Annotated in this window: 15 protein-coding genes; 4 read left to right on the forward strand and 11 right to left on the reverse strand. The window is 68.4% G+C overall.

Annotated features, from left to right (window positions below):
- Positions 1 to 27: 27 nt before the first annotated feature.
- Genes WS92_RS28870 through gspG form a run of 7 tightly spaced genes read right to left on the reverse strand, consistent with a single transcriptional unit; the run spans position 28 to position 5442 of the window.
- Positions 28 to 531 carry a type II secretion system protein GspM gene (locus WS92_RS28870; RefSeq protein ID WP_006023988.1) on the reverse strand — a complete coding sequence of 168 codons (504 nt, stop codon included), beginning with the start codon at positions 529 to 531 and terminating at the stop codon, positions 28 to 30.
- Entirely contained in the window at positions 528 to 1961 is a 1434-nt protein-coding gene (gene gspL, locus WS92_RS28875; RefSeq protein ID WP_059933106.1) for a type II secretion system protein GspL, read from the reverse strand. Before gspL ends, WS92_RS28870 begins: the two co-directional genes overlap by 4 nt.
- A gap of 24 nt (positions 1962 to 1985) precedes the next feature.
- Positions 1986 to 3245, reverse strand: coding sequence for a type II secretion system minor pseudopilin GspK (gene gspK, locus WS92_RS28880; RefSeq protein WP_059933109.1), 1260 nt, complete (start codon positions 3243 to 3245; stop codon positions 1986 to 1988).
- 1 nt (position 3246) lies between these two features.
- On the reverse strand, positions 3247 to 3972 hold the full coding sequence (locus WS92_RS28885) for a PulJ/GspJ family protein (protein WP_015600488.1): 726 nt from the start codon (positions 3970 to 3972) through the stop codon (positions 3247 to 3249).
- On the reverse strand, positions 3950 to 4354 hold the full coding sequence (gspI, locus tag WS92_RS28890) for a type II secretion system minor pseudopilin GspI (protein WP_006023984.1): 405 nt from the start codon (positions 4352 to 4354) through the stop codon (positions 3950 to 3952). The genes WS92_RS28885 and gspI overlap by 23 nt, the downstream gene beginning before the upstream one ends.
- A gap of 1 nt (position 4355) precedes the next feature.
- The gene (locus WS92_RS28895) at positions 4356 to 4946 is read right to left on the reverse strand and encodes a GspH/FimT family pseudopilin (protein ID WP_006023983.1); all 591 of its coding nucleotides are present in this window, start codon (positions 4944 to 4946) and stop codon (positions 4356 to 4358) included.
- A 43-nt stretch (positions 4947 to 4989) separates the two neighbouring features.
- Positions 4990 to 5442 carry a type II secretion system major pseudopilin GspG gene (gspG, locus tag WS92_RS28900; protein WP_004196811.1) on the reverse strand — a complete coding sequence of 151 codons (453 nt, stop codon included), beginning with the start codon at positions 5440 to 5442 and terminating at the stop codon, positions 4990 to 4992.
- 165 nt (positions 5443 to 5607) lie between these two features.
- Between gspG and WS92_RS28905 the strand changes: the two genes are divergently transcribed.
- Positions 5608 to 6018, forward strand: coding sequence for a general secretion pathway protein GspC (locus tag WS92_RS28905; RefSeq protein WP_009910818.1), 411 nt, complete (start codon positions 5608 to 5610; stop codon positions 6016 to 6018).
- Positions 6019 to 6093: 75 nt separating this feature from the next.
- Here WS92_RS28905 and gspF read toward each other — a convergent pair whose 3' ends face one another.
- From gspF to gspD, 3 genes are read right to left on the reverse strand one after another with little or no spacing between them, the layout of a single operon-like run.
- The gene (gene gspF, locus WS92_RS28910; protein ID WP_059933111.1) at positions 6094 to 7311 is read right to left on the reverse strand and encodes a type II secretion system inner membrane protein GspF; all 1218 of its coding nucleotides are present in this window, start codon (positions 7309 to 7311) and stop codon (positions 6094 to 6096) included.
- A 4-nt stretch (positions 7312 to 7315) separates the two neighbouring features.
- Positions 7316 to 8809, reverse strand: a complete 1494-nt coding sequence (gspE, locus tag WS92_RS28915; protein ID WP_041861546.1) for a type II secretion system ATPase GspE — start codon at positions 8807 to 8809, stop codon at positions 7316 to 7318.
- Positions 8806 to 11076, reverse strand: coding sequence for a type II secretion system secretin GspD (gspD, locus tag WS92_RS28920; RefSeq protein WP_015602274.1), 2271 nt, complete (start codon positions 11074 to 11076; stop codon positions 8806 to 8808). The genes gspE and gspD overlap by 4 nt, the downstream gene beginning before the upstream one ends.
- A gap of 382 nt (positions 11077 to 11458) precedes the next feature.
- Between gspD and WS92_RS28925 the strand changes: the two genes are divergently transcribed.
- Positions 11459 to 11935, forward strand: a complete 477-nt coding sequence (locus WS92_RS28925) for a lytic transglycosylase domain-containing protein (RefSeq protein WP_006023976.1) — start codon at positions 11459 to 11461, stop codon at positions 11933 to 11935.
- Between the two features lie 121 nt (positions 11936 to 12056).
- Entirely contained in the window at positions 12057 to 13385 is a 1329-nt protein-coding gene (locus tag WS92_RS28930; RefSeq protein ID WP_059933112.1) for a GTP-binding protein, read from the forward strand.
- Positions 13386 to 13487: 102 nt separating this feature from the next.
- Here WS92_RS28930 and WS92_RS28935 read toward each other — a convergent pair whose 3' ends face one another.
- Entirely contained in the window at positions 13488 to 13766 is a 279-nt protein-coding gene (locus tag WS92_RS28935; protein ID WP_004195781.1) for an HU family DNA-binding protein, read from the reverse strand.
- A 390-nt stretch (positions 13767 to 14156) separates the two neighbouring features.
- On the opposite strand from WS92_RS28935, the gene mnmC reads away from it, so the two are divergent.
- Positions 14157 to 16121 (forward strand): bifunctional tRNA (5-methylaminomethyl-2-thiouridine)(34)-methyltransferase MnmC2/FAD-dependent 5-carboxymethylaminomethyl-2-thiouridine(34) oxidoreductase MnmC1, encoded by a 1965-nt coding sequence (gene mnmC / locus WS92_RS28940; RefSeq protein ID WP_059933114.1) that lies wholly within the window; start codon positions 14157 to 14159, stop codon positions 16119 to 16121.
- The last annotated feature ends 658 nt before the right edge of the window (positions 16122 to 16779 follow it).

Genomic DNA, 16779 nt, shown 5'->3' on the forward strand with positions numbered 1-16779 from the left:
GCCGGCCGTATAGCGCATCGACATCGCTCACTTGACCGACGCCGGCTGCAGCACGGCCGTCAGATCGACCTGGCCGTCCTCCTTGAGCGCGCTCACGTGCGCTTCGACGACCTGCGCCTTGAACTGGCGGCGCACGTCGTCGAGCCACTGCGTCCACGCGGGGAACGACGCGTTTTTCAACTGGATCTGCACGCCGCCGCCAACGACTTGCGGCGCCGCCGCCGCGAGCCCGTGATCGGACAGCGACGCGGCGAGCGCATCCTTCAACGCGACGCCCGTCGGCGCGACGCCTTGCGCCGCGCCCGCGAGCGAGCGCGCTTCATTCGCCTGCGCGGTCATCTCGGCGAGCTCGTGACGCATCGTCGGCAGCTCGCGCTGGATTCGCGCGCGGCCCTCCTGCGCGGGCGACCACAGCACCGAATAGGCGATCGCCACCGCGAGCGCCGCGCCGCCCCAGCCGAGCAGCAGCTTCTCGCGCGCGGTGCGGCCCTCCCAGAACTGGGTCAGCGCTTCGTTGAACTCCGTTTTCATGACCGGCTCCGAATGGTCCACTTGCCCGTGCTGCTGTCGATCTCGCCCGTGAGGCCGTTGCGCGCGAGGCGCTGCGCGAAATCGGGGTCGACCTTGGTCTCGGGCTTGAAGCCGACGTCGAGCCGGCGATCGTGATAGTCGAGCGACGCGATGCCGTTCGGCGGCAACGGCCCGAGCGAGCGCGCGAGGCCGCTCGCGAGCGACAGGAAATCGTTCGGCGACAGCTCGCCCGCCGCGATCCGCAGCCGGTCGAGCTGGCGCGTCATCTGCGCGGCCGGATCGAGCACCGTCGTCGTCTTCGGGAATGCCGACAGCAGCGTCTCGGTGATCTGCGCGGCGAGCGCGTCGCGTTCGCGCGAGAGCTTCCACCAGTGCGCGTTCGCGCCGATCACCGCGACGACGAGCGTCACCGCCGCGAGCGCGAGCGGCGCGCGCAGGCGCATGAACGTCGCGCGGTCGAAGCGCCACGGCGCGAACTCGAATTCGAACTGGCACAGGTCGAAACGGGCGTCGAGCGCGCGGCGCACGAGCGCGTCGAACGGCCAGATCGCGGCGCCCGGCAGCAGGCGCTTGTCGTCGAGCGGCCGCACCGACGCGAGCTGCGGCTCGGCGCCCGGCTCGCCGAGCTCGTAGAGCTCGAGCGGCGTGCCGTTCGCGAGCGCCTCGAGCGTCGTCACCGCGGTCGACACCGGCGCGGCGAAGCCTTCGCCGAGCGCGCCGCGCGCGAGCGCGAGCTCGACGCGCGGCGCGGCGGCCACCTCCGGCAGCAGCGCCGCCGATTCCTCGGCGAGCGACGGCGCGCTCGCCGTCGCGGCCAGGCCGAGCGCGACCGCGACGATCGATTCGGCCGGCGCAATGGCGTCCGCCGCCGCGCCGTCGGCGGCCGCGTGGCCGCTGCCCGGCGCGCCGGCTGCGGCTTCGCGCGCGGCCGGCTGCTCGAGCGCGGCAACGGCCTCGGCCTCGGCCGCTCCAGCCGCATCGCGCCGTGACGCAGGCGGCAGGCAGCGCGTGACGGGCACCGCGCGCAGATGGCGATGCCCCGCCGCGGCGAACGCGTCGACGATGAACTTGAACCACGCGCGGTCGATCACCGCGAGCACGCGGCGCCCGCCGTCGAGCGCCGCCGGGTCGACTGCGATATGGCAGCCCTGCGGATCCTGGATCAGTTGATCCTCGATGATGTTCGGCAGCGCCTGCTTCAGTTTCGGCCCTTTCAGCGGCGGCACCGTCTGTTCGAGCATCAGCAGGTCGCGGGCGGCGACGACGAGCACCGTCGTCGCCGCCTGAGGCAGCAGCGCGAACGCCGCGCGGCCCGCGCGCTGCGTGTGGCCGCTCTTGTCGACGAGCGCGAACGGCAGCTCGGGCCATTGCCATTCCTGCAACGGCACGGCCGGCTCGCGCGGCGGCAATAGGACAATCAACGTGCTCAAGAGCTCCTCTCCCGGATGGCGTTGTTATAGCTGATCGCGAATGCGCACGATGCGCGTCGTGTGCGTGGTCGGATCACGATACACGAGCGACGTGCGATCCACGACCGCCCGGTCGTGCTCGATCCGGCCATGCACGATGAAATAGCTCGACGTGACGTCGATCTGGCCCGAATCGAGGTTCACGGTCGGCGCGCCGGCGCCGCGCAGCGCGAGCGTCACGTCGCCGACGTTGCGGAAGAACACGGTCTCGCGCCGCGACACGAGCGCCTGCGCGGACGACACGGACATCCCCGGCACGAGCGCCGCGATCACCTCGGCGGGCGCGGTGTTCAGATTGACGGGCGTCACCGTCGGCAGCACGGTGACGAACGGGCGCAGCCGCTCGACCATCTCCGGCGTGAAACCCTCGACGTCAAGCAGCGAATCGACGCTCGTCATCATCAGCGGTGCGGGCCCGCGGCCTTCGCCGCCCGCAATGCCCGGCTCGTCGGTGAAATTGCCGCCGCTCTCGGTGCCGCCGTCCGGCAGCGGAACGGGCACGCCGCTCGCGGCGCCCGGCAACTGGGCCGCCTGGAAGCGCGTCGCCGACTGCCTGAGTCCCGCGCGCACGCGGCGCGCGACGATCTTCGCGAGCTGCTGGTCGAGCCCGAGCGTCGACAGCAGCCGCTGGAACGTCTGCACCTGCGCCGCGTTCAGTTGCAGCGCACCCGGCGCGGGCGACGACACGAGATCGCGCAGGTTGAACTTCGCCTGCGCGTCCTCGATCGAGCCGGACAGAAAAGTGTCCGCGCCTCCGGCCGCGTCGGTCACGCCGACGCGGCCGAGAAAGTCGGACAGCTTCGTCTTCGCGATCGGCACCGCCCAGATCCCGCCGAGATAGGTGATGCCGGGCGCCGTGTCGCCTTCGGAGCGCAGCACCATCCGCGTCCAGTCGAGCGCGCCGCGCGCGACCCACTGCGCCTGCGCGAGCAGCCGCTGGTTCTCGATCCGGCGCACCTGCACCTGCTGGCGCCACAGCATCCCGGAGACGAGGATCGCCGACAGCGCGACGACGAGCAGCGCGTTGATGATCGCGACGCCGCGCTCGCGATGCGCGAGCGCTTGCGAACGGCCCGCGGGCGGGCAAACGCGGAAATCGCCGTCTGCGCCGCTGCCGCCGCTGCTGCGCGGCGCGCACGGCAAACGCGTCGACGCCGGGCGCGCCGGGCCCGGAGCGTGCGGGCCAAGCGGCGCGCGCCAGCGGCGAAGCAAAGCGAAACGAACGAGGAGGGCGAAGGCGCGCATGTCACTCCCCGATGAGGAAAACGCGCGTGATCGGCACGCGCAGCGACGTCGCGCCGATGCTGACCTCGAGCCCCGTCACCGCGCGCGGCGGCGGCGCATTGCCGAGCATCGGCACCTTGAGCGCGTTGTTGTTCTGCTCGAGCGCGTTGTCGGCGTCCGGCATGCTGGTCGTCCAGCCGACCTTCGGCACGTACAGCCGCGCGTTGATCATGCCGACGCCGCGCATCAGCGGCACCTCGCTCCAGCCTTCGGTGCCGCCGCCGCGCAGCGCGTCGCGCAACGCGTTGACGTCGCCGATCGGCGGCGACGCGTAACGCACGACGCGGCCGCTCGAGATCCGGTAGCGCACGACCTGCAGCCGCGGCGCCGCGCCCGGCGCGTCGAACTCGCGCACGATCTGCAGCGTGTCGCCCGCGACGCGCACCGCGGGCTGGCCCGCTTCGTCGTCGGTCGCGGCGCGCCGCGCGTCGATGCGCATCTGGTCGAACATCTGCGCGAACACGCGCTCGTCCTCCATCGCGGCCGCCACCTTCTCGCGGCCGCGGATGATCTGGTCGAGCCCGCGCCACGACAGGATCGCAATCACCGCGAGAATCGTGATCGCGATCATCATCTCGATCAGCGTGAAGCCGCGCGCGCCGTCGCGCGCGCTTCGCAGGAAGGCGCGCGCCCGCCGGGGGCGCTTCTCGCCGGGCGCGCGGCGCTCAGAGCGGACGGCTGGTTTCATTCGCAACCACCGTAACCATCTGCGCGAGCACGCCGGCGCGGCCGTTCATCGACACCGCGATCTCGACGCGCCTGAACACGGGATTCGGCGTCGAACTCACGCGCTGCGTGCAGGTGAGCGCGACGTTGCCCTGCGAGCAGTCGAACGTCTGCGAGCCGATGTCGGGCCACGCGTGCGCGAGCCGCAGTTGCGCGAGCGCGTTGTCCGCGCTCCAGCCGGCGAGCAGGCGCGCGTGCAGATCGGATGCGCCCGTCGCCATCGAGCCGACCGCGCGGATCGACGCCGCGAGCGCAACCGCGATGATCGCGAGCGCGACGAGCACCTCGATCATCGTGAAGCCGCGCGAACGCGCGGGCGAGCGGAGCGGGGCGGGCGCGCGCACGTCACCGCACCTCGTAGCGGCCGTTGCCCGTGCCGACGATCGTCGCGCTGCCGACCGCCGAATACAGCGTGACGCGCACCGGCACGTCGATGCTTTCGGTGCCGAACACGACCGCGTCCGTATGGGTGTCCGAGCCGGGATAGTCGATCGCTGCGCCTGTCACGCCGCCGTCCCAGTCGCGCGCGCGCAGCACGTCGTCGCGCAGCGGACGCCAGCCGTCGCCCGTGCGGATGTCGAAGCGAAAACCGTGATCGGTCGCGCGCCACGCGATCGGCCGCGCGCGCACCTGCGCCTCGTCGCCCGCCGTCTCGAACAGCAGCGCGACGCGCTGCGCTTCCTCGCGCAGATCGGTGCGCGGGTTGCGCCTGAGCGTGAGCGACGCGACCGACACGAGGATGCCCGCGATCACGAGCACGACGAGCATTTCGAGCAGCGTGAAGCCGCGCGCGCGGCGCGCCGGGAGGATTCCCGCCGGGCAGCCGGGCGAAGCGTCCGCGGAAGTCCTGAAGCGCGCCTGCGCGGCCCGGCCGCGAGAAACCCCCGCGTGACGCCGCGTGCCGCAAACGAAAATCGTGCCGGGTCGTGCGTACATCGAGAAAAGTGCGTGCGTCGCGCGAGAGCGTGGGGTCAGCGGCTCATTGCCACGAGCCGATGTCGGAATCGTTGCTTTCGCCGCCTTCCTTGCCGTCGGCGCCGTAGCTGAACACGTCGATCTCGCCGTGCACGCCCGGGTTCAGATACTTGTACGAATTGCCCCACGGATCGTTCGGCAGGCGTTCAAGATAGCCGCCGTCCTTCCAGTTGTTCGGGATCGGATCGGTGGTCGGCTTCTGGATCAACGCGTTCAGGCCCTGATCCTGGGTCGGATAGCGGCCGTTGTCGAGACGGTACAGCTTGAGCGCCTGCATGATCGTGCCGATGTCCTGCTTCGCCGCGATCCGGCGCGCCTCATCGGGACGGCTCATGATCTTCGGCACGATGAGCGCCGCGAGAATGCCGAGAATCGCCACCACGACCATGATCTCGATCAGCGTGAAGCCGCGTTGACGGCGTGCTGCCTGAGAGCGGCGAGTGATCCACGTTTGCATGAGTACTACCTCTTCTTCAAAAAATGAGCGGTGAGTGAATGTGACGCCGTGACGCGCGCGGTGCGAGCCGCATGGCGTCCGCTGCGTGAAGCCGCATTGTAAGACGCGACTTGCTTCGGGCTTCCACTCAACGCAAATTTCATATTCATCCGTACAATAGTGCGCATGAACGCGCTATCGATCCGGCTCCTTTCCCTCGCCCTCTTCGCGGTGCTCTGCGCGACGGCCACCTATTGGGTCGTCACGCTCTCCGCGCATCGGGCTCCGCTACCCGCCGCCGCCGCCCGCACGCCGGTGCGCACGGAGGACGCCGCAGCGCTGTTCGGCGGCCAGCTCACCCGCAACCCGGTGCAGGACATCCACCTGTTCGGCATCCTCGCGCTGCAGCGCGGCGCGGCGGCCATCGTCGGCATCGGCGGCGACGCCCCGCACGCGGTATCGCTCGGCAGCGAGATCGCGCAGGGCGCGAAGCTCGCCGAAGTGCGCGACCGCTCGATCGTCGTCGAGCGCAACGGCGCGCGCTCCGAGATCTTCCTGCCCGCCAATACGCCCTCGCCCGCGATCTACGTCCGCTGAAGCCGAACGCGCCGCCCGGCGGGCCCGCTTCGTTTCAGCCGGCCCGCCGCAGCCGCGGGCCGCGCATGCCTTCCGTCACTGCACCATGTTGTTGAGCTCGATGATCGGCAGCATCACCGCGAGCACGATCACGAGCACGATGCCGCCCATCGCGAGAATCAACAGCGGCTCGAGCAGGCTCGTCAGGAACATCGTGCGACGCTCGAGCTCGCGCGCCTCGCCTTCGGCCGCGCGGTCGAGCATCGTCGTCACGTCGCCCGTGGCCTCGCCCGAACGGATCAGGTGCACGAGCACGGGCGGAAACGTCTTCACGTTGTTCAGCGCGCGCGACAGCGCCGAGCCCTCGCGCACGCGCACGATCGCATCCTCGATGTTGCCGCGCATCGCGCGGTTCGACAGCGTCTCGCCCGCCGCCTGCAGCGCGCGCAGGATCGGCACGCCCGCCGCGCTCAGGATGCCGAGCGTGCTCGCGAAGCGCACCGTGTTGTAGCCGCGCACGAGCTTGCCCGCGAGCGGGGCGGTCAAAAGCCAGCGGTCGAACGCGAGGCGCGGGCCGTCGCGCGACAGCGTCGCCTTCACCAGATAGACGACGGCCGCAACCCCGATCAGGATCGCCCACCACCAATGCCTGACGAAATCGGACAGCGCCATCATCACGATCGTGAGCAGCGGCAGTTGCTGTTTCGTGCTCGCGAACACGTTGACGACCTGCGGCACCACGTAGCTCAGCAGAAACGTGACGATGCCGAACGCGATCACCGTGACGATTGCCGGATAGGTGAACGCAAGCAGGATCTTCTGCTTGAGCGCGTTGCGCTCCTCGATGTAGTCGGCGAGCCGCGACAGCACGATGCCGAGCTTGCCGGTGTGCTCGCCCGCCGCGACGAGCGCGCGGTAGATCTCCGGAAAGTCTCGCGGATGCTGCGCGAGCGCGTTCGCGAGCGAATGGCCGCCGAGCACTTCGGCACGGATCGCGGCCATCAGCTCGCGAATGTACTCGCGCTCCGCCTGCTCGGTCAGCACGGCGAGCGCCTCGTCGAGCGGCAGCCCGGCGACGAGCAGGCTCGCGAGCTGGCGCGTCAGGATCGCCTGCTCGCGCTGCGACAGCTTGCGCCCGAGCGCGAGGCGCTGGCTGCGCGCGCCGCGCTGCGCGCTCGCGGCCGGCTCGACGACGAGCGGCGTCAAGCCCTGCGTGCGCAACTGGCCGCGCGCGTTACGCGCGCTGTCGGCTTCGACGACGCCTCTTTGCGCGCGCCCCGACGCGTCGATCGCTTCGAAACGGAAGGCCGGCATGACGCTATGCGCCTCCCGTCACGCGCAGCACTTCCTCGAGCGACGTCGCCCCCGCCGCGAGCCAGCGCTCGGCGTCGTCGCGCAGCGTGCGCATCCCGTTCGCGCGGCCGGTCGCGAGAATCTCGGCGTCGGCCGCGTTGCGGTGGATCAGCGAGCGGATCGAATCGTCAACGGTGAGCAGCTCATACACGCCGCGGCGTCCCGTGTAGCCCGAATGCCCGCACTTGTCGCAGCCGACCGGATGCCAGACCGCGCGGCCGTCCTCGCGCCGCTCCTCCTTGCACACCGGGCAGAGCTGGCGCACGAGGCGCTGCGCGAGCACGCCGAGCAGCGACGACGCGAGCAGATACGGCTCGACGCCCATGTCCGTGAGACGCGTGACGGCCGACGCCGCATCGTTCGTGTGCAGCGTCGCGAGCACCAGGTGGCCCGTCAGCGACGCCTGCACCGCGATTTGCGCGGTCTCGAGATCGCGGATTTCGCCGATCATGATGATGTCCGGGTCCTGGCGCAGGATCGAGCGCAGCGCGCGCGCGAACGTCATCCCGATCCGCTCGTTCACCTGCGTCTGGCCGATGCCGGACAGATCGTATTCGATCGGGTCCTCGACGGTCATGATGTTGGTCGTCGCGGTCTCGAGCCGCGACATCGACGCGTACAGCGTCGTCGTCTTGCCCGAGCCGGTCGGCCCCGTGACGAGCACGATGCCGTGCGGGCGCGAGATCAGCTTGTCGAACTGCACGAGCGTGTCACGGCCCATGCCGAGCGCTTCGAGGTTCAGCCGCTGCGCATCCTTCTCCAGCAGACGCAGCACCGCGCGCTCGCCGTGCCCGGTCGGCAGCGTCGACACCCGCACGTCGACGGGCCGCCCGCCCACGCGCAGCGTGATCCGGCCGTCCTGCGGCAGGCGCTTCTCGGCGATGTCGAGCTGCGCCATGATCTTGATCCGCGAGATCAGCGCGCCGTGCAGCGCCTTCTTCGGCCGCACGACGTCGCGCAGCGTGCCGTCGACGCGAAAGCGCACCACCGACGCATTCTCGAACGGCTCGATGTGGATGTCCGACGCCTGCTCGCGCGCCGCTTGCGTGAGCAGCGCGTTGATCATCCGGATGATCGGCGCGTCGTCCTCCGATTCGAGCAGATCCTCGACCTCGGGGATGTCCTGCATCAGCCGCGACAGATCGACCTCGCCCTCGACCTCGCCGACGATCTGCGCGGCGCTGCCGTCCTGGCGCGCGTACGCGTGGTTGATCGCCTGCGCGAGCTCGTCGGCCGGCACGCGCTGCAACGAGATCGCGCCGAAGTTGCGCGCGACCTCGGCGAGCGCGGCCGGGCTCGTGCGCTCGCTGATCCACACTTCGAGCGTGTCCGCGTGCTGGTGCGCGATCAGGATCTGGCCGGACTTCGCGAAGCCGTACGGCAACAGCCGCGCGGCGAGCGGCGACGGCGCGCCGGCGGCCGGCTGATCCTGAGTGCCTTGCGCGAGCGCCTGCGTCACGGACGGGCTCCCGGCGATGCGCTGCCGGCGTCGCTCGCCGCCGCGGGCGCGCTGGCGGGCGCGGGCGGCGCGAGCTGTTGACGGCGCATCTTGTCGAGATCGAACAGGTTCATCGCGGGCGAACCGCCCTGGCTCGGGCCGAGCGGCATCGGCGGGACGACCGGGTCGTCCTTGTCGCGGATGACGTTGTTGTCCGATTTGTACGAGCCCGTCACGCCCTGGATATAGTCGTAACGATTCGCCGTCACCGCCTGCGCGGTCTCGCGGTCATTGATGATCACCGGGCGCAGGAACACCATCAGGTTCGTCTTCTTCCGCTGCTTGCTTTCCGAACGGAACAACTGCCCGAGCCAGGGAATGTCGCCGAGAAGCGGCACCTTGCTGTTGGCGACCTGGTAACTGTCCTGCATCAACCCGCCCAGCACGATGATTTCGCCGTTGTCCGCGAGAATCGTCGACTGGATCGAACGCTTGGTGAAAGACGGCCCCGTCACGGCATTTTGCGTCGAAGTCTCCACCGCCGAATCCTCGGTGTAGAGCTGCAGCTTCAGGATGCCGCCGTCGGTGATTTGCGGCTTCACGTGCAGCGTGAGGCCGACGTCTCGCCGATCGTATGTGTTGAACGCATTGTTCGTGGTGCCGCTCGTCAGGTTCGAATACGAGCCCGTCGGGATCGGCACGTTCTCGCCGACGACGATTTTCGCCTCTTCGTTGTCGAGCGTGATCAGGTTCGGCGTCGACAGCACGTTCGCGTCGCTCACGCCTGCGAAGTACTGCAGCAGCGCGCCGAGCCCCTGCACGCCGAACATGTTGTGCAGCCAGCCGACGTTGAGCCCCTGGTTGAGGCTGGTGAGATTGGCGGCCACCCCGGCTCCGGTGGACGTGCCATTTCCAGCCGTCAGGTTGATGATGCTGTTGCCCGTAATGGTGCCGGCGGTGGCCGCGAGATTCGTGCCGGCGAGCAGCGCGCCGCTCGCCACCTGCCACTGGATCCCGAGATTGCCGGCCGTATTCGAGTTCAGCTCGACGATGAGCGCCTCGATATACACCTGCGCACGCCGGAAATCGAGCTGGTCGATCACCGCGCGCAGGTTCCGGTATACCGGGTCCGACGCGGTGATGATGAGCGAGTTCGTCGCCGCGTCGGCCTGGATCATGCCGCCCGGCTGATTCTCGTCGCTCTTGTCCTTGTCGCCGCCCAGCAGGCCGGCGTTGCCGAGCCCGCCGCCGCCCATCGTGCCGCCCGTGCCGCCCGACGTGCTCGAAGACGACAGCCCCGACGGCAGCGGCGGGGTGCCCGACGTGCCCGTCGAGAAGTTCGAGCCGCTCTGCGAGCCGCCCTGATTGAACGCATTCGCGTCGTTCGAGCTCGCCGACGAGCCGCTCTCGCCGCCCTTGCCGAGCATCCCGCGCAGCGTCTTCGCGAGCTTCACCGCTTCGGCGTTGCGCAGCGGCACGACGTGCATGTTGCCCGGCACGCCGCTCGGCGCGTCGAGCTGCTGCGCGATCTTCTTCGCCGCGGCGAGGCGCTGCGCGTTCGACGCGCGCAACAGCAGCGCGTTGGTCCGCGGATCGGCCTGCACGGTGACTTTCAGCGTCGCGTCGGTGTTGCCGATCGCGCCCGGATCGAGCAGCTTCGTGAGTTGCGCGGCGATGTCGATCGCATTCGCGTTCTTCAGCGGCACGACGGCGACCTGCGAGCCCGCCGCGCTGTCGACGCCCGCGATGATCTGCGCGATCCGGCGCACGTTGTCCGCGTAATCGGTGATGACGATCGTGTTGTTGGCCGGATACGCGGTGATCGTGTTGTTCGGCGAGATCAGCGGGCGCAGCACCGGAAGCAAGTTGTTGGCCGATTCGTTGCGCAGCTCGAACACTTGCGTGACGACCTGGTCGCCGCGCGCCTGCGGCGCGTTGCCGATGTAGGTCGGCACGCCCTGCAGCTTCGCGTCGGCTTCCGGCACGACCTTCAGGACGCCGTGATCCTGGACGAGCGCGAAACCTTGCATCCGGAGCGCGGACTGCATCGTCTTCAACGCCTGGTCTTCCGGCACGGGGCGTTCGGCGACGAGGTTCAACTGTCCCTTGACGCGCGGGTCGACGATGATCGTCTTGCCCGTCGCGGCGCCGATCGCCTTCGCGACCTGGTCGATGTCCGCATTGACGAAATTGAGCGTGACCTGAGCGTGAGCGGCCTGCGCGGCGACAATTCCGGCGACGACGAGCGCCGTTGCGACGCGCCGCAAAGCAAAGCGAGTTCTTGTCATGGAGTGATGGATCGATGCCGGCGGCGACCGTTTCCGATGGTATTACGTAAGGTCAGGATCAAAAAAGCAGACATTAGCAGTTTTTCATGTCCGAAATATCACATTGAACCGGGAACTGTCTCACTTACGCCATAAAAAAATCGGGCGCGTATGCCGCACGTAAGTTTTCGCATGCGAAGTTTCGACCAGCGCCGGCACGATAATGCGGTATAAACGTGATTGGCAAACGCCGTAGTCCGAACCAACCGAGTGGCCTCCCCGCGTGGCGAACCGTTCGGTTGCAGGTATGATACGGGCGGCCGGAGCGGCATCGCGCGAAAAGCGCGTGCGGGTTTTCCCGGCCTTCTGCGAAGCGTAAAACAATTCACCGGTTCATTTCCAGATGGGGAAGCGATTCGTCATTATCGCGATGTTCGCCGCCGGCGCATGGTTCGCCAGCGCGCCGGCTCGCGCCGACTGTTACGACGAAGCCGCAAAGTACCAGAAGGTGAACCCGCTGATCCTGCGCGCGATCGCGTGGCAGGAATCGCATAATCGTCCGGAGGCGCTCAACAAGAACGCGAACGGATCGACCGACTACGGCCTCATGCAGATCAACTCGATCCATCTGCCGACGCTGTCCCGCTACGGGATCACGAAGAACACGCTGATGGAGCCGTGCAAGAGCGTCTATATTGCCGCCTGGCATCTGCGCAGCAAGATGGACAAGTACGGCAACACGTGGCAGGCGGTCGGCGCGTACCATTCGGAAACGCCTTCGCTGCGCGACAAGTACGCGCGGCAGATCGCCGACATTCTCGTTCGATGGAAGCTGATGCCCGCGCCCGCCGCGCAGGATACGCAAAGCGCGCAGCGCTAGCGCGCCGGGCCGCGCGCGGCCGTCTGTCCATATTTGATGCACAATGCGGCTTTCCCGCCGGCGCCCCCGTCCTCGGGGCGCGGCGGCTCGCTTCCCGCTTTTTTCGTTGGTGCTCACCGCAATGAACCAGCCGTTGCCCGTCACCGTGCTGTCCGGCTTCCTCGGCGCCGGCAAGACCACGCTGCTCAATCACATCCTCGCGAATCGCGACGGCCTGAAGGTCGCCGTGATCGTCAACGATCTCGGCGCCGTCAGCGTCGACGCGACGCTCGTGCGCGACGCGGCCGAGTTGTCGCACGTCGAGGAGCATCTCGTCGAGATGTCGAACGGATGCATCTGCTGCACGCTGCGCGACGATCTGCTCGTCGAGATCCGCCGCCTCGCGGCCGAAAACCGCTTCGACGCGATCCTGATCGAATCGACGGGCATCGCCGAGCCGATGCCGATCGCCGAGACCTTCACGTTCGTCGACGACGACGGCTCGTCGCTCGAGGACGTCGCACGCCTCGACACGATGGTCACCGTCGTCGACGCGTTCAACTTCCTGCGCGACTACGCGCGCGATGACGCGCTCGCGGAGCACGGCCTCGCCGCCACCGCCGAGGACGACCGCACGCTCGTCGAACTGCTGATCGAGCAGATCGAATTCTGCGACGTGCTCGTCATCAACAAGGCGGATCTCGTCGACGCCGGCGCACTCGCGCGCCTGCAGCGGATCCTCGCGAACCTGAATCCGCGCGCGCGGCAGATCGTGAGCCGCTTCGGCGACGTGCCGCTCGCCGAAGTGGTCAACACCGGCCGCTTCGATTTCGACGCGGCCGCGAACGCGCCGGGCTGGCTCGCGTCGCTCGAGCATCGGCACGGCGACGATGAGGACGAATGCGATCAAGGCGATGGCCACGTGCACAGCGAGGCCGACGAATACGGCATCGGCCACTTCGTCTATCGCGCGCGCCGGCCGTTCCATCCGGAGCGGCTCTGGGCGCTCCTGCACGAAGAATGGAAAGGCGTGCTGCGCAGCAAGGGATTCTTCTGGCTCGCGACGCGCAACGACATCGCGGGCTCGCTGTCGCAGGCGGGCGGCGTGTGCCGGCACGGTCCGGCCGGGCACTGGTGGGCGGCGCAGGATCGCGCCGAATGGCCGGAGGAGGGCGACGCGCTGTACGACGAGATCGTCGCGGACTGGCACGGCGACCTCGCCGACACCTCGATCGGCGATCGCCGGCAGGAGTTCGTGCTGATCGGCGTCGGGCTCGACGCGGCGGCGTGGCGCGCGAAGTTCGACGCGTGCCTGCTCACCGACGCGGAGTACGCGCAAGGCAAGGACGCGTGGACGAGCTACGCGGATCCGTTCCCGGCGTGGGACGTCGACGATCATGACCACGACCATGACCACCACGATCATGATCACGACCGCGGCGACGACGCCGAAATCGTCCACCGCCACTGATCGTCAAAGATTGAAAAAGGCGATGCGGCGTGGCAAAAAAGCCGCGCCGAAAAGAAAAAACCCGCTGCTTCCAGCGGGTTTTTTGTTCGCGAACAGCTCGTTTCAGCGCTTGTTCACTGCGTCCTTGAACGCCTTGCCAGCCGTGAACTTGACCGTCTTGGCTGCCGGGATCTTGATGGTCTCGCCCGTCTTGGGGTTACGGCCGGTGCGCGCTGCGCGCTTGCCCGAACCGAAGCTGCCAAAGCCGATCAGTTGAACTGAGTCGCCTTTCGACACAGCCTTCTTGATCACTTCGAGGAGCGTGTCCAGCGTTTCGCCGGTTTGAGCCTTGCTGGCGCCCGTTTGGGCGGCGACGGCGTCGATCAGTTCCTGTTTGTTCATTAAGGTTCCTTTCCAGGTTAGGTTGACACGAACAGCGCGAACGCGCCGATTATACGTGCGCGAACCGTGCCGTCTATAGTGTGTGGCAACGGCACGGCGCAAAGTATTGCACCGCGCAACGCACCGTCGGGTTTGCCTCCTGGCAGCTCCGCGATACGGCGCTTGCTATGATAGCGCAGCGCAAACCCAATAACGACAAGGGTTTCAAAGATTTTCGAGCGAATTTTGTCGAGTTAGCCGCGTTCCGCGCGGCTTTCGCGCCGCGCGAGCCGGCTTTGCCGCGGCTCGGCCGAAGCCCGCACGCGGTTTCGTTGGATTTTGCCAACGCCAGGCGGGACGGGGCTTTCGCGGCGGTTCGCCGCATTTTCGCCGCCTTCTTTTTTGTTTCGCATGACCGATCGAATCGTTCCGGCGACGCTCGTCTTCCGCGAAGACGGCACCGTCGTCTCGCCCCTCTACGGCGACATCTACCACAGCGCGGCCGGCGCGCTCGCCCAGGCCGATCACGTGTTCATCCGCGGCAACGGCCTGCCCGAACGCTGGCGGAACAAGCGAACTTTCACGATCGTCGAGACGGGTTTCGGCACCGGCTGCAACTTTCTTGCGACGTGGGTCGCATGGCGCGCTGATCCGTCGCACGGCGAGCGGCTTCACTTCGTGTCGGTCGAAAAGCATCCGTTCGCGCGCGGCGATCTGCGTCGCGCGGCCGCGCCTATCGTTGCATATACAACCATCGAGCCGCTCGTCGACGCGCTCGCGAACGTATGGCCCCCGCTGACGCCGGGCGTGCATCGCCTCGAATTCGACGATGGGCGCGTCACGCTCACGCTCGTGTTCGGCGACGCGCTCGACGTGCTGCGCAATCTCGCGCTGCGCGCGGACGCGTTCTATCTCGACGGCTTCGCGCCGTCGAAGAACGCGGATTTCTGGTCGCCCGCGATCTTCAAGTCGCTCGCGAAGCTCGCCGACGACCACGCGACGTTCGCGACCTATACGAGCTCGGGCGCCGTCAAGCGCGCGCTCGACGAAGCGGGTTTCGCGCATCGGAAAGTCGAGGGCTTCGCCGGCAAGCGCGCGATGCTCGTCGGCGAGTTCGCGCCGCGCTGGCGCGTGCGGCGCCATGAGCCGCCGCGCGCGCTCGACGTCGGCACGCGCGATGCCATCGTGATCGGCGCGGGGCTCGCCGGATGCGCGCTCGTCGAACGGCTCGCCGCGCGCGGCTGGCACGTGACGCTGATCGAGCGCCGCGAACGGATCGCGAGCGAGGCGTCAGGCAACCCCGCCGGCGTGTTCCACCCGATGATCGCGCGCGACGACAACCTCGCGGCCCGTCTGTCGCGCGCCGGCTTCCTGCACGCGCTGAATCGCTGGCGCGCGCTCGAGCGCGCCGGCCACGCGTTCGCGCGCAGCGCGCATGGCCTCGTGCAGCTCGCGACATCGGACGACGAATTCGCACGGATGCGCGAGAGCATCGACGCGCTCGGCGTGCCGGCCGAGCTCGCATCGACGCTGTCGCGCGATGACGCGCAAGCGCTGTTGCGAACCGACGTCGCGCACGGCGGCTGGCTGTTTCCGCAAGGCGGCTCGATCAGCCCCGCCGCGCTCGCGGCCGCGCAGTGCGCGGCGGCGGGCGACAGGCTTTCGCGTATCGTCGGCGTCGAAGTCGCGCGGCTCGAGCGCGGCGGCGACGGCCGCTGGCGCACGCTCGACGCGTCGGGCGCGACGATTGCGCAGGCGAGCGTCGTCATCGTCGCGAATGCGGCCGATGCCGCGCGCGTCGCCGGCCTGCGGCACGCGCCGACGCAGCGCGTGCGCGGCCAGTTGACGCTGCTGCCGCCAGGCAGCGCGCCCGCCGTGCCGCTGCCCGTGATCGGCGACGGCTACGTCTTGCCGCTCGCGAACGGCGTCACGCTGACGGGCGCGACCTACGAGCCGGACGACACGGATGCGGCGCTGCGCGAAGCCGGCCATCGCGAAAACCTCGAGCGGCTCGAACGGCTGCTGCCGGCATTTTCCGCGAACGCGCCCGATACGCTCGCGCTCACGGGCCGCGTCGGCTTTCGCTGCGTCGCGAGCGACCGATTGCCGCTCGTCGGCGAGCTCGGCGACGAAGCGGCGGCCGCTCGCGATTCGGCCGCGCTGGCGGGCGCGAAACTGCGCGACGTGCCGCGCGCGACAGGCCTCTACGGCGCATTCGGCTACGGCTCGCGCGGGCTCGTCTGGGCGACGCTCGGCGCCGAGCTGATCGCCGCGCAGATCGAAGGGGAGCCGTGGCCGCTCGAACGCGAACTCGCCGAAGCGATCGACCCGGCCCGCTTCCTCGTTCGCGCATTGCGGCACGGCCGCGTCGCCTGAGCCGCTCGCGGCGACGGCCATCACAGATGCGCCAGCCGGTTATCCACGCAGCCCTGTGGATAACCGCGCGAATTTCCCGCTCAACCGCTGTGCAACCGATGTGGACGTAAACGGGGTAACTTCGCACAGCCGCACAGACCCGAAAAAGTTGCCCATCGAAACTCTGTGCGGGCAAACAGGCTGTGCATCCGGTTATGCGGTCCGCAAGTACATGATCCGCCGACGTAAACGCGGGTTATCCACAGAAAATCGGCCGCCTTGTTAACTCTTACTACATATGTATACAGGTTTACCTCAAGATAAAGAGGTTAGCCTCCTGCAATCGGCCACCGTCTGCCCGATTTCCATCCGGACCGGGAGACCTGTGGCACAATCGGTTTCCTTCACGCATGTCGTGGCGCAGCGCCACGATGGCATCAACGGAACGGCCGGCTCGAATTCGAATCTGAGAATTTGAGATCGCGCTGTCCATTCGCACACGTCAGGCCGACCCGGATCGGCCGCAAGCCCGACTGACCGCACCCTTTTCAGCGACGCGGGCTTACCCCATGTCCTAACGGTCGTACAGAACAACGAACGACAGGGCAACCCCTCATCCAGCGCGCATCATTCGCTCGACTCGCTCGATCCGCGTCGCCGGAGGTTGCCTTCCAAAGGA

Source organism: Burkholderia sp. MSMB1588, from assembly GCF_001546925.1.
GTDB lineage: Bacteria > Pseudomonadota > Gammaproteobacteria > Burkholderiales > Burkholderiaceae > Burkholderia > Burkholderia humptydooensis.

Excerpts from the sequence above, each read along its gene's own strand:
- WS92_RS28870 (WP_006023988.1), bottom strand. The coding sequence starts at position 531 with ATGAAAACGGAGTTCAACGAAGCGCTGACCCAGTTCTGGGAGGGCCGC.
- gspK (WP_059933109.1), bottom strand. The coding sequence starts at position 3,245 with ATGCGCGCCTTCGCCCTCCTCGTTCGTTTCGCTTTGCTTCGCCGCTGG.
- WS92_RS28885 (WP_015600488.1), bottom strand. The coding sequence starts at position 3,972 with ATGAAACCAGCCGTCCGCTCTGAGCGCCGCGCGCCCGGCGAGAAGCGC.
- WS92_RS28895 (WP_006023983.1), bottom strand. The coding sequence starts at position 4,946 with ATGTACGCACGACCCGGCACGATTTTCGTTTGCGGCACGCGGCGTCAC.
- gspG (WP_004196811.1), bottom strand. The coding sequence starts at position 5,442 with ATGCAAACGTGGATCACTCGCCGCTCTCAGGCAGCACGCCGTCAACGC.
- WS92_RS28905 (WP_009910818.1), top strand. The coding sequence starts at position 5,608 with ATGAACGCGCTATCGATCCGGCTCCTTTCCCTCGCCCTCTTCGCGGTG.
- gspF (WP_059933111.1), bottom strand. The coding sequence starts at position 7,311 with ATGCCGGCCTTCCGTTTCGAAGCGATCGACGCGTCGGGGCGCGCGCAA.
- gspD (WP_015602274.1), bottom strand. The coding sequence starts at position 11,076 with ATGACAAGAACTCGCTTTGCTTTGCGGCGCGTCGCAACGGCGCTCGTC.
- WS92_RS28925 (WP_006023976.1), top strand. The coding sequence starts at position 11,459 with ATGGGGAAGCGATTCGTCATTATCGCGATGTTCGCCGCCGGCGCATGG.
- WS92_RS28930 (WP_059933112.1), top strand. The coding sequence starts at position 12,057 with ATGAACCAGCCGTTGCCCGTCACCGTGCTGTCCGGCTTCCTCGGCGCC.
- WS92_RS28935 (WP_004195781.1), bottom strand. The coding sequence starts at position 13,766 with ATGAACAAACAGGAACTGATCGACGCCGTCGCCGCCCAAACGGGCGCC.
- mnmC (WP_059933114.1), top strand. The coding sequence starts at position 14,157 with ATGACCGATCGAATCGTTCCGGCGACGCTCGTCTTCCGCGAAGACGGC.